This is a genomic window from Streptomyces sp. NPDC034084, assembly GCF_055575535.1.
On the sequence record NZ_JBVISK010000007.1, the window covers coordinates 24,445 to 38,743 of the forward strand.

Genomic DNA, 14,299 nt, shown 5'->3' on the forward strand with positions numbered 1-14,299 from the left:
TGCTCAGAAAGGTCGGTTGCGCGGGGCGGTCGCGCGGTGGTGGTCGCGCGGGGCCGGTTACGCGTGGAAGGGCAGGCCCGCGTCGGCGGCGATTTCCAGGTCGTCGCCCTCGGGTGGCGGCAGGAGGGTCGCGGAGCCGTCGCTGACGGGGACGACGCCGAGGTCGAGGAGCTCTGCCATGGCGGCGGAGCCGGCCATGTCGCGGACCTGGAGCTGGTAGCGGGCGGTGGTGCGGTAGGAGCCGCCGCCCTCGTCGCCGGTGCGCTGGAGGAATCCGGAGTCGGTGAGGAACGCGGCCGCCTTGCCGACGATGCCGGTGGTGGAACCGGCGAGGCGGCGGGCGTCCTTGGTGGCTCCGGTGGCGCTGCGGCGGGCGTAGATCCGCCAGGCTGCCTCCAGGCCGGGGGCGTCGGAGGCCGGGTCGGTGTTCTCGCCCTGCTCCTCGGCGCGCTGCTCGAGGCGCAGACAGGCCTGGCGTACGAAGGCGTCGACGCCGTTGACCGTGAGCCGGCCGATGTACGCGTCGTCGGCGAGGTCCTCGGGCCGGGGGAAGGCCATGGCGGCGATGGCGAGGTGGGCCAGGCCGTGCAGGAACCGGTCGGCGGAGTCCGTGGAGGCGCGGCGGGCGTAGTCGCCCATGCGGACGGCGAAGACGGAGTCCTCGCCCGCGGTGACGGCCATGCCGGCGCGCGGGGAGACCTCCAGGACGACGAGTCCGAGGCCGGTGGCGACGGCGTCGGCGAGGCGCGCGAAGGCGGGGTTCTCGCGGTAGCGGCGCAGGAGTTCGGTGTACTCGGCGTCGCGGGCCGGGAGCAGCTTGGGCTGGAGCCCGAACGAGACGAGCCGGGCCGCGTCGGCGGCGTCCGCGGGGGTGACGGCGGAGGCGGTGGAGGCGGCCGGGGGCTGCGGGGGCTCCTGCTCGCTCCACGCGTCGGCGTACTCGGCGTGGGTTTCGCTCACGGCTGGGGCTCCTCGGTACGGCTCTCGGTCGGTACGGCGCGGGGGGCGGGCTCGGGCAGGGGCAGCGGAACGGGGGTGACGGCCGCGGGAGCCACGGCGGGGCGGCGCGAGGGTGCGGCCGGTTCGGCGGTGAGCCGCACGGCGCGCACCGCCGGGACGCTTCGCCGCCGGGACGCGGAGTCGGAGCGGGACGGCTCCGCCGCCGGTACGGCTCCGAGCCGGGGCCGGGCAGCGGGCGCCTCACGGGGGTCGGCCCCGGTCTCGGCACGCGCGGCGGTGGGCGGGTCCACGAGCACGGCACGCACTCGGGGGCCGGTTTCCGGACCGGCGGCGGCGCCGGGCTCGGTGGTGGCGACCGGCGTGGACGGGGGTGCGCCGGGCGTGGTCGGTTCGGGTGCCGACCCGGCGGTGGGCGGCTCGGCCGAGCTGTCGGGCGGCGGGGCCGGGTCGGCCGCGCCGGGACGGGAGGGGTCCGTGGGGGCGACGGGCGTGAGGGTCACGATGCCTCCGTGCGGTCCGCGGCCATGCCCGCCGCGTCGAGCAGTGCCGTACCGACGATGAGGTCGGCGCCGCCGAACTCGGGGTCGTCGAGGACGGTGCCGTCGTCGACGGCGAAGAGGAGGCGTTCCTCGCCCTGGCGGTAGGCGGTGCCGACCGGCGGGCTCGCCGCGTGGACGGCGAGGAGGGCGACCAGGTACGGAAGATCCGGGTCGAGGCGGCGGGCCTCGGCGAGCAGGCCGGAGAGACGGCGCGGGGCGTCGTGCTCCAGGTCGAGCAGGCGCATGGCGCTCGCGAGCTGCTCCTCGCTGAAGCGGGAGTCGTCGGGGGTGGCGATGAGGTCGGGCTCGGGCATCTCCGCGCCGAGGTGCTCGCGCTCGACGGGCGGGGTGAGAAGCAGGTCGACGAGGTCGCCGACACGCACGGAGGTGGGGGTCCGCAGTCCGGTGCCGTGGGCGAAGAAGGCGTCGGTGACGCGGGTGGCCTGCTCGACGGGGAGCGGCAGGACGGGGGCGACCAGCTGCCCGTACAGGTCGAGTCCGGTGTAGGCGGTGGGGGCGGCGAAGGCCTGCCGGTCCTGCTCGGCGCGGAAGAGCGGCCCGGCCTCCAGGAGGCGGGACTGGAGCTGGGTGTGGCGCCGGATGCAGTCCTTGACTATGTCGACGAGTTCGGCGGCGCGCCGCTTGTGCTCGGCCGTCTTCGCGTCGGACGTGGCCTCGGCCTCGTCGCGGGCCTTGCGGATGTTGGTGAGGATCGCGTTCTCGTGGCGGTAGCGGTCGGCCACGTGGTCGAGCGCCTCGGCGATCATGTCCGGGACCGTCTGGAGCCAGTCGACGGCGCGGACGTTGCGCCGGGTGGCCTCCAGGGTCTTGCGGAGGGTCTCGGCGTACTGCACGGTCCGGTAGCGCGCCTGCTCGGCGGCGAGCTGGGCGTCGGCGAGCCTGCCCCGGTTGATGAGGACCTCCAGCTTCACCTCGGCGGCGATCTGCGCGCTGGTGACGTCGGTGTCGAGGGCTCCGACGAGGACGTTGACCGCTTCGTCGGTGGTGCGGAGGTAGACCCCGCCGCCGTACCCCGGGACCTCTTCGATGAGCTTGAAGTCGTAGTCCCTGCGGACGTAGACGCCGTCGCTGCCGAAGGTGCCGTAGACGGCGCGGAAGCCGCGGTCGACGCTGCCGACGTTGATCAGGTTCTCCAGGACCCAGCGGGCGACGCGCTCGTGCTCGGCGGCGGGGCGGGTGGGGGCCTGGGCGGCGACGCGGGGCAGCAGGCGGGCGACGATCTGCTCGTGGTCGGCGCCGGTGTCGAAGTCCATGTTCAGCGTGATGAGGTCGATCGCGGCGAGGGCCACCTCGGCCATCGCGTAGACCGTGTACTCGCCGGCCAGGTTCGCCTTGCGCGCGTCGAGGTCGTGCAGCGGGGCGGTGCACGCGAGCGCGCGGAGCCGCCGCGCGAGCCCTTCGTCGGCGGCCGGGCCCTGCGCGGGGCGCGGCCCCGCGCTGAGCTGGGGCGGAGCGAGGTCCGTCGAGGCAGGCGAAGTCACGGTGCACAGATTAGGTCCTCACCCTGACAACGGTCGAAACGGCGCAGATACGACCGGCCCCGGGGGAGCCCCGTACGGGCTCCGCGGTCAGCCGGCCGGGGCCGCCGGGTCCTCGACCGCCCGGGCGTAGACCTGGACGACGCGGGTGCGGGAGTCGTCCAGGTACCGGGCGAGGAGCCGCTCCGCCGAGGCGCGTTCTCCGGCGCGCAGGGCGTCCAGGATCTCCCGGTTCCTCCGGAGGTAGGGCTCGTGCAGTGTGCGCGGGTCGTCGACGAGGTGGAAGGCGAGGCGGAGTTCGGCGAGAACCCCGCGCATCAGTTCGTCGGTGCGGGCGCTCTCCGCGAGGGCGACGAGTTCGCGGTGGAAGTGGATGTTGGCCGTGGAGACGCCCGTCCAGTCCTCGGCGCGGGCCGCGGCCTCGCCCTCGGCGACGGCGGCGGCGAGGGCGTCGAGGGTGAACGGCGGCTGTCCCAGGCCCCGGACGACGGCGCATTCGACGAGCCGGCGGGTGCGGTAGATGTCGTCCACGTCGTCGACGGCGAGGACACGGACGAAGACGCCCCGGTTGAGCTCGTGGACGAGCAGGCGCTCGTGGGTGAGGAGCCGGAAGGCCTCGCGGAGTGTGTTGCGGGAGACGCCGAGGGCGCCGCCGATGCTCTCCTCGGAGAGTCGCGTGCCGGGCGGGAAGTAGCCCTCCGCGATCCGGGTGCGCAGGACGTCCGCGACGCGCTCCGCCGTGCTCGTGCGCCCCAGCAGCGCGCGGTCGTCCGTCAGCCCGCCGGCCCCGCTCATGTCCACCGCGCCTCCCGCCTTCCGACGCCCGCGGCCGGATGGCCCGCGGAACGGGCCGAGTCAACCGCAGAAACGGGGAGGCGACAACACATCTCTTGTCGGATCGTTCAACAATCCTCTACCGTGATGGCATGGCAGGGCCCTGCCGCACCGCGCGTCCATGAGCACCGGCCGCGCCACCGGGCGAGAGAGGAAGCACCGCATGTCCTCGGTTCCGATCGACCTCAACGCCGATCTCGGCGAGGGCTTCGGCCGCTGGACGCTGACCGATGACGAGCAGCTCCTCTCGGTCGTGACCAGCGCCAACGTGGCCTGCGGCTTCCACGCCGGGGACGCGGTCACCATGCGGCGGGTCTGCGAGCTCGCGGCGGCACGCGGGGTACGGATCGGCGCGCAGGTGTCCTACCGCGACCTGGCCGGCTTCGGGCGGCGCGCGATGGACGTCCCCGGGGCGGAGCTGGCCGCCGAGGTGGCGTACCAGATCGGCGCCCTGCAGGTCTTCGCCCGCGCCGCGGGCTCGCGCGTCTCGTACGTCAAGCCGCACGGGGCGCTCTACAACCGGGTGGTCCGGGACGCGGAACAGGCGGCGGCCGTCGTCGAGGGTGTGCTGCTGGCCGACCGGACGCTGCCGGTGCTCGGGCTGCCGGGGTCCCGGCTGCACGAGGCGGCCGCGGCGGCCGGGCTGCCGGTCGTCGCCGAGGCCTTCGGCGACCGGGCCTACCGTGAGGACGGCTCCCTGCTGCCCCGGGGGCAGGAGGGGGCCGTCCTCACGGATCCGGACGAGGTGGTCGAACGGGCGCTGTCCCTGGCCCGCTCCGGGGTCGTCACGGCACACGGCGGGAACTCCGTCGCCGTACGGGCCCGGTCGCTCTGCCTGCACGGGGACACCCCGGGCGCGGTGGACCTCGCCCGGCGGGTCCGTGCGCGGCTGGAAGCCTCCGGCGTGCGCGTCGAGGCCTTCGCGTGAGGGTGCTGAGGGTGGGCGACCGGGCCCTCCTCGTGGAACTGGACGGCGGCGGGGCGACCGAGGCCTTCCACGCCGAGCTGCTGCGGCGGAAGGCGGCCGGCACACTGCCCGCCGTACGGGAGATCGTGCCGGCGGCGCGGACGGTGCTGCTCGACGGGGTGGACGATCCGGCGCGGCTGGCGGTCGAGCTGACCGGCTGGGAGCCGGCGCCGCTCCCCGCGCGCGTGGGCGAGGCCGTGGAGGTGCCGGTCCGCTACGACGGACCCGACCTGGCGGACGTGGCCGCGCTCTGGGGGGTGTCCGTGGAGGCGGCGGTACGGATCCACACGGCGGCCGAGTTCCGGGTGGCCTTCTGCGGGTTCGCACCCGGCTTCGGCTATCTGACGGGGCTCGGCGAGCGGTACGAGGTGCCGCGCCGCGCCACCCCGCGGACGGCCGTCCCGGCCGGCTCCGTCGCCCTGGCCGGCAGGTACACGGGGGTGTACCCGCGCTCCTCCCCCGGCGGCTGGCAACTGATCGGCACCACGGACCTCGTGCTGTGGGACACCGAAAGGGACCCGGCCGCGCTCCTCACTCCGGGCACCCGGGTCCGGTTCACGGCAGGGGGCGGGCGATGAGCACCCGGGCCGTCGCCGTGGTCCGGGCCGGGGCGCTGACCACCGTCCAGGACCTGGGGCGCCCGGGGTACGCGCACCTCGGCGTGCCCCGCTCGGGCGCTCTCGACCCGGCGGCCGTACGGCTCGTCAACCGGCTCGTCGGCAACGCGGAGGGAGCGGCGGTCCTGGAGACCACCGTCAGCGGGTGCGCGCTGCGGCCCCGGTGCGCGGTGACCGTGGCGGTCGGCGGCGCGCCGTGCCCGGTCCGGGTGGACGGGCGCCCGGCCGCCTGGGGGACGACGGTGCGGGTCGGGGCCGGGTCGGTCCTGGAGGTGGGCGCGGCCGTGCGCGGACTGCGTTCGTACGTGGCGATCGGCGGCGGGATCGCCGTCGCGCCGGTGCTCGGCAGCCGCTCCACCGACCTCCTGTCGGGTCTCGGCACGGCGCCGCTCACGGAGGGGGCGGTGCTGCCGCTGGGCGCGGCCCCGGTCGTGCGGGGGCCGGTCGACGCGCCTCCGTGGCCGGGCCCGCCGGACGAACTCGTCCTGCGGGTGCGGGTGGGCCCCCGCGACGACTGGTTCACGGGTGCGGCGCTCCGCGCCTTCACCACGCGCGCGTACCGGGTCTCCCCGGCGAGCAACCGGATCGGGCTGCGGCTCGAGGGCCCGGCCCTGGAGCGCGCCGTGCCGGGCGAGCTGGCGAGCGAGGGCATGGTCTTGGGCGCGGTGCAGGTGCCGCCGGACGGGCGGCCGGTCGTGTTCCTCGCGGACCATCCGACGACCGGGGGCTATCCGGTGGTCGCGGTGGTACGGGAGGCCGACCTGGGCGCGGCGGCGCAGGCGGTCCCGGGGACGCCGGTGCGGTTCGTGCCGGGGCGCTGAGGGCTGGGGGACGACTCGGGGGCCCCGGCAGCGGGGCTCGATGGCGGCTCGGTCCGGCGATGGGCGCCCGGGGTGCGCAGGACCAGGACGTGGCCGGGCCCATTTCCGTGGTCGCGGCGCCTTCGAGGGGGGCGGGACCCTGCGGTGTCCGGTGAGAGGGGCCACCGTCACCGGCGCCAGGAGACACGAGGCGTTCCTTGATGTCGACGGACTGGGCGGTGTTCTCCAGGCGGACGCCCATCTGCTCGGCGATGGACATGAGGAGCCGAGTCGACGTCGGAGCTTCCCGGCGCCGTTCCCGGGAGACGCGCACGGCCCCCGGGGCGGGGCCACGGTCGGCGGGTTCTCCGCCGCAGGCCGCGCCGCCCCGGGGGCCGGGTGGCGGGTGGCTCGGGTGCGCGGGGTCGGGCCGGGAGGGGTTGGCCGGATCCGCGCTGCCCCGGAGCCGGGGTCAGACCTGGAGGTCCGGCCCTATCCGGTTGCGTACAGCCGTCTGGACCTCGACCTCTTCGGCCGGGTCGGCGGCGAGGCGGCGCAATCGTTCGGCGACGCGCACGTCACCGGTCTCGGCGTGCTGGGCCGCGACCTCGCGGGTGGTCTCCTCGCAGTCCCAGAGGCATTCGACGGCGAAGCCGCTCGCGAAGGTGGGGTCGGTGGCGGCGAGGGCGCGGGCCACGCGGCCGCGCAGTTGGGAGGAGGTCGTCTCGCGGTAGACGTGGCGCAGCACGGGGGCCGCGCAGCCGATGCCGAGGCGTCCGGCGCCGTCGACGAGGCAGGCGAGCTCGGGGGCGTCGGGGCCCGCGGAGCGCACGGTGTCGCGCAGGGCGCCGAGGACGAGGGTGGCGTCCTGGGCCGTGCCGCGGCAGGCGAGGACCTCGGCGGCGGCCGTCCCGAGGGCGTCGGGGCGCCGGACCCACGCGCGGGCGCGGGCGACGGCGTCCTCGCCGCACATCCGCCGGTACGCGGCGACGGCTGCGTCGGCGACCTCGCGTGAGCCGCCGTCGGCGGCGGCCTCGACGAGGTCGAGGACGGCGGGGTCCCGTGACTCGGCGAGGTGGTGCAGGGCGGCGCCGCGGGCTCCGTCCGCGCCGTGCCGGGCGGCGGCGAGGAGCTCGGGCCGGTCCTCGGGTCCCGCGACGGCGGTGAGGCAGCGGGCGGCGGGGCCGTACAGCACGGCACCGCGCTCGTACCCCTCCTGCGCCCAGTCGAGGACGGCCTTGACGCTCCAGCCGGGGCGGGGCCCCGCCGGGCGCATCTGGCGCTGCCAGCGGTCGAAGGAGCCCTGCTCCCGGGCGGTCCTGACGCGGGCGCCGACGGCGTCCCGCGGGTCCTCGGCCCACAGCCGCCAGGGGCGGGGCTCGAAGGCGTCGCGGACGGTGCGCGCCAGCTCGGCGTCGCCCTCCGCGTCGGCCGGGAAGCGGGCCAGGACGGGCAGGGCGAGCGCGCGGAGACCGGCGTCGTCGTCGCGGACGGCCAGCTCGTCGAGGGCCCAGGCCCAGTTCGTGCCGGTCGCCGCGTACCGCCGGAGCAGCAGCAGGGCGTCCTGGCGTCCGTAGGACGCGAGGTGCCCGAGGACGGCGAGCGCGAGCCCGGTCCTGGACTCCTCGGTGTCGAGGTGGTCCTCGGCACCCAGGAGGTGCGCCTCGATCTCGTCGAGACCTCCATGGAGGTCCAGGTAGAGACGGGCGTAGTAGAGGGAGCGGTTCTCGACCTGCCAGTCGTGGCGGGGGTCGTCGAGAACGCAGTGGTTGAGGGCCGCGAGGGCCTCGGCACGTGGCGCGGCGAGCGCGTGCAGGGTGCCGTCGCCGCGGCCCCGCTGCAGCAGACCGAGCAGGGTGCCGCTCGGCGCTATGACTGGATCGAACATGGAAGACGCCTCACATCAAGCTGTCGACACGACCGGGGGAAACCGGGGGGAGCCCGGTCGGGCGGTACATCGCCCGTACGCCTAGGCCGTGCGGCAACATTCGGGGCCGCACGTCGTCGTCGCCGTTCGTCTGCCAGTGATCATCTTCCTCAGCCTCTCGTCGGTGGCCCGTTTTGCCGGGCCCGACGTCATGATGACCCACCCATTTCGCCACCGCGACCACATTTACGACGCCGCTCCCACCTGGGGTTCAGCCGCCGTTCACCTGGCTCCGAAGAGTTCGAGGAGTTCGGTCCTGCCGAACATGCGGGCGGTGTCGAGCGCGGACGGAGTCCCTGCCTCCGGTTTTGCGCCGGCGGCGAGGAGCGCGCGGATGACGGCGTCCTCGCCCTTGAAGACGGCGCCGGCGAGCGGGGTCTGGCCGCGGTCGTTGGCGCGGTCGGGCTCGGCGCCGCGCTCCAGGAGGGCGGTGACCGCGGCGGCGTGGCCGTGGTAGGCGGCGAGCATGACGAGGGTGTCGCCCTTGTCGTTGGTGAGGTTCGCGGGGACGCCCGCGTCGACGTAGGCGGCGAGGGCCTCGGCGTCACCCGTGCGCGCGAGGTCGAAGACCTTGGACGCCAGCTCGATGACCTCGGGATCCGGAGTCTCGCTCATCCGGTGGGACCGCCTCTCTCCTGCGTTGTCGTCCTGTGCACGGCAAGCGCGGCCGTACGAGTGATTCGACAGGGTACTGCCCGTCCGGCGACATGACCGCGCCCGGCGGAGGCAAACATCACGTCATCCCGCCCCGGGGTCCGCTTCTAGCGCACTCCGGTCATTTCGCCACCCGGCGCGGCGTCCGACGTCGGCCGCTCAAGTGAAATCACCCGTTTTTCACCCCAATGCACCTTTAGTCACATAGATACTTGCTGTGAATCTGGAAGGACTCATGGTGACTGTCCCCTCAACCAGGAGAACGACCAATGATCCTGTCCATTTCAGGCGTCGTCCTGCTCGGCATCATCTGCTTCCTGTTCTTCAAGAAGGACGGGATGAAGGCCTCGCACGCCCTCGTCAGCGCGTTGTTCGGCTTCTACCTCGCGGGCACCGCCATCGCCCCGAGCATCACGGCGGGTGGGCAGAGCCTCGCCGGCCTCCTGGGCGGGATCAAGTTCTGACGCCCTCCAGTCCCTTCCACCGATTCAGGAGTACTTCGTGGCCCGGCGACCACTCCCCCGCATTCTGACCAGCGGCAGCGCACAGATCGCTCGCAGTCGAGAGATCGCGCGCACGGCCGCCGACAGCGCCACCGACGTGCTCCATCCACTGATCACGGTCTCCCGTGGTCTGCGGAAGCTGGCCGCGAGCGCGCGCGCCAGGTGGGTCGCGACCCCGAAGGAGCGGCGTGGTCCCACGCTGCTCCTGGTCGCGTCCTGCGTCCTGGTCGTCGCCCTCATGCCGTACGGCCCGCTTCTCGCTCTCGTCGCGCTCATGGGCGCGGCCGCCTGGAAGGGCCGTGAACGCCCGGTCGTGAGGACCGGGCCCGACGACGCGGAGCTCGCCCGCCTCAAGGGCCTGTACGAGGCGCTCGTGCCGTACTTCTCCGTGCCCGAGGATCCCGAACCGCTCTTCGCCCACGGCGGCGAGTGGAGCGGCGCGTTCGGGGAGTACGCCTTCGACGAGGACGGGCGGCTGACCCGGTTGAGGATCGCGTACCCCCCGTACTTCACCGACGGCGAGCCGGCCGCCCGCGCCCGCATCGAGCAGCTGCTGCACGCCAAGTCGGGGCGGGGCCGTGAGTACCGCTTCGACTGGGACGAGGAGGGCAACCGGCTCGTCATGAGCGTGCTGCCCGCCCTGCCCACCAGCATCGCCGCCCAGCGCTTCGTCACGGTGCCGGGCGAGACGGTCCTCGGCTTCACGGACGCCGACGCCGTGCAGCGGACGGTGCCCGTCGTGTCGGCCGACGGTACGGAGGACGCCCCGGCCGTCGTCTGGCGCACCGGGCCCCGCTCCACCGAGCCCCATCTGCTCGCCGTCGGCCAGCCCGGCAGCGGCACCACCTCCCTGCTGCGCTCGATCGCGCTCCAGGCCCTCCCCCACGGCGACGTGCTGATCGTCGAGGGCGGCGGCTCCGGCGAGTACGCGTGCCTGGCCGGCCGCGACGGCGTCCTCGCGGTCGAGTGCGGACTGTCCGGCGCCCTCGCCACCCTGGAGTGGGCGGCGCACGAGACGGAGCGGCGGCTGACCGCCGCCAACCGGGCCCGGCAGGCCGGTCTTCCCGCGCCCGAGGACACCCGCCGCCCGCTGTGGATCCTGCTGGACCGGCCGAGCGTCCTCGGCGACCTGGCCGCCGCCGACGGCCGCCCCGACCCGCAGGAGCTGCTCCAGGTGCCGCTGCGGCACGGGCGCGCCGCGCAGGTCACGGTGGTGGTGGCCGAGCAGTTCGACAGCACGGACATGCTGAGCGAGGCGGTACGGGCGCACACGCGGGCCCGGATCGTCCTCGGCCCCGCCGCCCCGGAACAGATCGCGGCCGTCCTCGGCGCCCGGCCGCACACGACGCCGACCGCCGAGGTCCCGGCGGGCCGTGGCTACGCGCGCCTGGGCACCGGTCCCGTGCTGCGGCTCCAGGTGCCGGCGACGCCCGACCCGTACGACGACGCGACGAGCGAGGCGCACCGCCAGGCGGTCCTGGACCTGCTCCCGGAGCGCCGCACGAACACGACCCCGGCCGCGCCGACGAGCCCTCCCCCCACGGTCACGGCGCCGGCCGCACCCCTGACCCCGCCCACGGTCATGGCGCCGGCCGCACCCGCGAACCCGCCCCTGGTGACGGTCAAGACCGTGGCCCCGACCGCTGTCACCGTCACCGCCCAGGACACGGTCTCGTTCTCGGCCGCCACGATCGAGACGGCACCCGGCCCGGCCCCGGAACCGACCCCGGCGCCCCGCACCGAGCCGGGCGGCGGTGCACCGTTCCACACCCCGGTCCCCGCGGAGGGCTGAGGGCGTACGGAAGGAGGGTGCACACGCGCGCGTGTGCACCCTCCTTCCGTACGTCTAGGCCACGAACGACCTCGGCGGTTCCGACCCGCCGCTTCCGGCGCCGGACTCGACCAGGCGGGCGGCGGCGGCCAGCCGGGCGGCCGCCTCGTCGGCGACCGCGCCGGCGACGGTGAAGGGCAGCCGGACGAAGCCCTCGAAGGCGCCGTCGACGCCGAAGCGGGGTCCCGAGGGGACGCGGACGCCGACCCGCTCCCCCGCCTCGGCGAGCCGGGAGCCGGACAGGCCGCCGGTGCGGACCCACAGGGTCAGGCCGCCGCGCGGGACCGAGAACTCCCACTCCGGGAGTTCGCGGCGGACGGCGGTGACGAGCGCGTCCCGGTTCTCCCTCGCCTGCTCGCGGCGGAGGCCCACGGCCTCCTCCCAGCCACCCGTCCGCATGAGCCAGTTCACGCCGAGCTGTTCCAGGACGGGGGTGCCCAGGTCGGCGTACGCGCGCGCGGCCACCAGGGACCGGATGACGTCGGGCGCGGCCCGGACCCAGCCGATGCGCATGCCCGCCCAGAAGGCCTTGCTGGCCGAGCCGACCGTGAGGACGGTGGCGCCCGCCGGGTCGAAGGCGCAGACCGGCCGGGGCATCTCCAGGTCGTCGTCCAGGTGCAGCTCGGCCATCGTCTCGTCGACCACGAGGACCGTGCCTGCCGAGCGGGCCGCCTCGACGAGCTGCCGCCGCTGGTCCTCGTCGGCGAGCGCGCCGGTCGGGTTGTGGAAGTCGGCGACGACGTACGCGAGGCGGGGCGCCGCGTCCCGCAGCACCTGGCGCCAGCGGCCCAGGTCCCAGCTGCCGAGGCCCTCGGCCATGGCGACGGGCACGAGCCGGGCGCCGGCCGAGCGCATCAGCTGGAGGATGTTGGCGTACGAGGGCGACTCGACGGCGATCCGCTCGCCGCGTCCCGCGAAGAGGTGGCAGATGGCGTCGATGGCGCCCATGGCGCCGGTCGTGACCATGATCTGCTCGGGCATGGTGGGAATGCCCCGCGCGGTGTACCGGTCGGCGAGCATCTGCCGCAGCGCGGGCAGTCCCGCCGGGTAGTCCCCGTGCGTGTGGGCGTACGGCGGCAGCTCCTCCAGCGCGCCCTGGACGCCCCGGGTGAGCCAGGGCTCGGGCGCGGGCAGCGCCGCGCAGCCGAGGTCGATCATCGAGCCGAGCGCCTCGGGGGGCAGCGGCTCGAGGCCGCGCGCGGGCAGCGGGTTCCCGGCGGGCACCGCGGTCCAGCTCCCGGCGCCGCGCCGTGACTCCAGGAAGCCCTCGGAGCGCAGCGCCTCGTAGGCCGCGGCGACCGTCGTGCGGCTGACGTTGAGCGCGAGGGCGAGCTCCCGCTCGGCGGGCAGGCGGGCGGCGACGGGGACCCGGCCCTCCAGGACGAGCAGCCGGACGCCGTCGGCCAGGGAGCGGTAGGCGGGCGGCTTGCGGGCGCCGGGTCCGGCGGGCCGGGGCTGCTGCGCCTGGAGCTGCCGGGCGAGCTGAGCCGGCCCCACCGCCGAAGTCCACTGAGCCATGGAAATCAGTCCACCTTCCTCGAATTGGCCATGGGCGACACCCGATCCCCCGCCACAGAGTGTCATGAGCCAGTCCACTACCACCACCTTGGGGGCAGTCCCTTGTCCATCGCCTCCGGCCTCGACGGCCGGCACCTCACCCGTCGACTCATCCAGCTCTACGTCGGGCTGACGCTGTACGGGGTCAGTTCGGCGCTGCTCGTGCGCAGCGGGCTCGGCCTGGAGCCGTGGGGCGTCCTCCACCAGGGTCTCGCCGGGAAGACCGGGCTGACCATCGGCGTGGTGTCGATCGTCGTCGGGGCGATGGTGCTGCTCCTCTGGGTCCCGCTCCGGCAGCGGCCGGGGCTCGGCACGGTCTCCAACGTGTTCGTCATCGGTGTGGCGATGGACGGCGCCCTTGCCCTGGTCCCGGACGTCCACGGCCTGGCCGGGCAGGTGCCGCTGCTCGCGCTCGGCATCGTCCTGAACGGGGTCGCGACCGGCCTGTACATCGCGGCGCGGTTCGGGCCCGGCCCGCGCGACGGTCTGATGACCGGTCTGCACCGGCTCACCGGCCGGTCCATCCGGCTGGTGCGGACGGCGATCGAGGTGGTGGTGGTCGCCACGGGCTTCCTGCTCGGCGGCTCGGTCGGCGTCGGCACGGTCCTCTACGCGCTCGCGATCGGACCGCTCGCCCAGTTCTTCCTGCGCTGGTTCGCCGTCCCGGAACCGGACGCCGAGCGGGGCCACGAAAGCGCGGCGCTCACCCCTGAGCCGGGCCCCGAGGGCGCGGCGCTCGCCCCCGAGCCGGGTTCCGTCCCCTCCGCGGTCGCCGCCGGGACACCGGAAGGCGTCATACTGCGCCCGTGACTCGCGTACGCCACCCTTATCTCGACCATCCCTCCCCTCTCGCGTTCGCCCATCGCGGCGGCACGGCGAACGGCCTGGAGAACACCGCGGCCGCCTTCCGCCGGGCCGCCGCGGCGGGCTACCGCTACTTCGAGACCGATGTGCACACCACGTCCGACGGGGTGCTCGTCGCGTTCCACGACGCGACCCTCGACCGGGTGACGGACACCGCGGGCCGGATCCGCGACCTGCCGTGGGCGGCGGTGCGGGAGGCCCGCGTGGCCGGGGCGGAGCCCCTGCCGCTCTTCGCGGACCTCCTGGAGGAGTTCCCCGGGGCGCGCTGGAACGTGGACCTGAAGGCCGAGTCGGCCCTGGCCCCGCTGATCGACCTGATCCGCAGGACCGGCGCCTGGGACCGGGTCTGCGTGGGCTCCTTCACCGAGTCCCGGGTGGCGCGGGCGCAGCGCCTGGCCGGTCCGCGGCTCGCCACCTCGTACGGGGTGCGCGGGGTGGTCGGCCTGCGGCTGCGCTCCTGGGGGATCCCGGCGGCGCTGCGGGCCGGGGCCGTGGCGGCGCAGGTCCCGGAGCGCCAGGGCGGGGTCCCGGTGGTCGACCGGCGGTTCGTACGGGAGGCGCACGCGCGCGGGCTCCAGGTCCACGTGTGGACGGTGAACGATCCGGAGCGGATGAACACTCTCCTCGACCTGGGGGTCGATGGCATCATGACCGATCATCTGGAGACGCTGCGCGACGTGCTCACCGACCGGGGAGCGTGGGTCTGAGCCGCGGCGTCCCGGCCACGGGGACGAACGAGGGGGGCGC

Annotated in this window: 14 protein-coding genes; 7 read left to right on the plus strand and 7 right to left on the minus strand. The window is 75.2% G+C overall.

Annotated elements, in window-relative coordinates; genetic code table 11:
• Nucleotides 1-57: 57 nt before the first annotated feature.
• From ACZ51I_RS24905 to ACZ51I_RS24920, 4 genes are all read right to left on the minus strand, one after another.
• Nucleotides 58-960, minus strand: a complete 903-nt coding sequence (locus ACZ51I_RS24905) for a hypothetical protein (RefSeq protein WP_468879719.1) — start codon at nucleotides 958-960, stop codon at nucleotides 58-60.
• Nucleotides 957-1,460, minus strand: a complete 504-nt coding sequence (locus ACZ51I_RS24910; protein WP_468879721.1) for a hypothetical protein — start codon at nucleotides 1,458-1,460, stop codon at nucleotides 957-959. The genes ACZ51I_RS24905 and ACZ51I_RS24910 overlap by 4 nt, the downstream gene beginning before the upstream one ends.
• Nucleotides 1,457-3,001, minus strand: a complete 1,545-nt coding sequence (locus ACZ51I_RS24915) for a hypothetical protein (protein ID WP_468879724.1) — start codon at nucleotides 2,999-3,001, stop codon at nucleotides 1,457-1,459. Before ACZ51I_RS24915 ends, ACZ51I_RS24910 begins: the two co-directional genes overlap by 4 nt.
• 87 nt (nucleotides 3,002-3,088) lie before the next feature.
• Nucleotides 3,089-3,793: a GntR family transcriptional regulator gene (locus ACZ51I_RS24920; protein WP_468879725.1), complete on the minus strand. Its 705-nt coding sequence runs from the start codon at nucleotides 3,791-3,793 to the stop codon at nucleotides 3,089-3,091.
• 202 nt (nucleotides 3,794-3,995) lie between these two features.
• Here ACZ51I_RS24920 and ACZ51I_RS24925 point away from each other — a divergent pair, with 202 nt between their 5' ends.
• Genes ACZ51I_RS24925 through ACZ51I_RS24935 form a run of 3 tightly spaced genes read left to right on the plus strand, consistent with a single transcriptional unit; the run spans nucleotide 3,996 to nucleotide 6,237 of the window.
• Complete coding sequence (locus ACZ51I_RS24925; protein ID WP_468879727.1) at nucleotides 3,996-4,760, plus strand: LamB/YcsF family protein; 765 nt, start codon at nucleotides 3,996-3,998, stop codon at nucleotides 4,758-4,760.
• Entirely contained in the window at nucleotides 4,757-5,377 is a 621-nt protein-coding gene (locus ACZ51I_RS24930) for a 5-oxoprolinase subunit B family protein (RefSeq protein WP_468879729.1), read from the plus strand. Before ACZ51I_RS24925 ends, ACZ51I_RS24930 begins: the two co-directional genes overlap by 4 nt.
• A complete protein-coding gene (locus tag ACZ51I_RS24935; protein WP_468879731.1) occupies nucleotides 5,374-6,237 on the plus strand; it encodes a 5-oxoprolinase subunit C family protein in 864 nt (287 codons plus the stop codon). The genes ACZ51I_RS24930 and ACZ51I_RS24935 overlap by 4 nt, the downstream gene beginning before the upstream one ends.
• A 451-nt stretch (nucleotides 6,238-6,688) precedes the next feature.
• On the opposite strand, the gene ACZ51I_RS24940 is transcribed toward ACZ51I_RS24935, so the two are convergent.
• Together ACZ51I_RS24940 and ACZ51I_RS24945 are read right to left on the minus strand one after the other, a co-directional pair.
• Nucleotides 6,689-8,104: a HEAT repeat domain-containing protein gene (locus tag ACZ51I_RS24940; RefSeq protein WP_468879734.1), complete on the minus strand. Its 1,416-nt coding sequence runs from the start codon at nucleotides 8,102-8,104 to the stop codon at nucleotides 6,689-6,691.
• A gap of 261 nt (nucleotides 8,105-8,365) precedes the next feature.
• Complete coding sequence (locus tag ACZ51I_RS24945) at nucleotides 8,366-8,758, minus strand: ankyrin repeat domain-containing protein (RefSeq protein ID WP_468879737.1); 393 nt, start codon at nucleotides 8,756-8,758, stop codon at nucleotides 8,366-8,368.
• A 308-nt stretch (nucleotides 8,759-9,066) separates the two neighbouring features.
• Here ACZ51I_RS24945 and ACZ51I_RS24950 point away from each other — a divergent pair, with 308 nt between their 5' ends.
• Together ACZ51I_RS24950 and ACZ51I_RS24955 are read left to right on the plus strand one after the other, a co-directional pair.
• Complete coding sequence (locus ACZ51I_RS24950) at nucleotides 9,067-9,261, plus strand: hypothetical protein (RefSeq protein WP_015032212.1); 195 nt, start codon at nucleotides 9,067-9,069, stop codon at nucleotides 9,259-9,261.
• A gap of 37 nt (nucleotides 9,262-9,298) precedes the next feature.
• Nucleotides 9,299-11,092, plus strand: a complete 1,794-nt coding sequence (locus ACZ51I_RS24955; protein WP_468879740.1) for a hypothetical protein — start codon at nucleotides 9,299-9,301, stop codon at nucleotides 11,090-11,092.
• A gap of 54 nt (nucleotides 11,093-11,146) precedes the next feature.
• On the opposite strand, the gene ACZ51I_RS24960 is transcribed toward ACZ51I_RS24955, so the two are convergent.
• Nucleotides 11,147-12,649, minus strand: a complete 1,503-nt coding sequence (locus tag ACZ51I_RS24960) for an SCO1417 family PLP biosynthesis transcription factor (RefSeq protein WP_468879742.1) — start codon at nucleotides 12,647-12,649, stop codon at nucleotides 11,147-11,149.
• A gap of 102 nt (nucleotides 12,650-12,751) precedes the next feature.
• On the opposite strand from ACZ51I_RS24960, the gene yczE reads away from it, so the two are divergent.
• Together yczE and ACZ51I_RS24970 are read left to right on the plus strand one after the other, a co-directional pair.
• A complete protein-coding gene (yczE, locus tag ACZ51I_RS24965; protein ID WP_468879745.1) occupies nucleotides 12,752-13,498 on the plus strand; it encodes a membrane protein YczE in 747 nt (248 codons plus the stop codon).
• Nucleotides 13,495-14,259 (plus strand): glycerophosphodiester phosphodiesterase, encoded by a 765-nt coding sequence (locus tag ACZ51I_RS24970; protein WP_468879747.1) that lies wholly within the window; start codon nucleotides 13,495-13,497, stop codon nucleotides 14,257-14,259. The genes yczE and ACZ51I_RS24970 overlap by 4 nt, the downstream gene beginning before the upstream one ends.
• The last annotated feature ends 40 nt before the right edge of the window (nucleotides 14,260-14,299 follow it).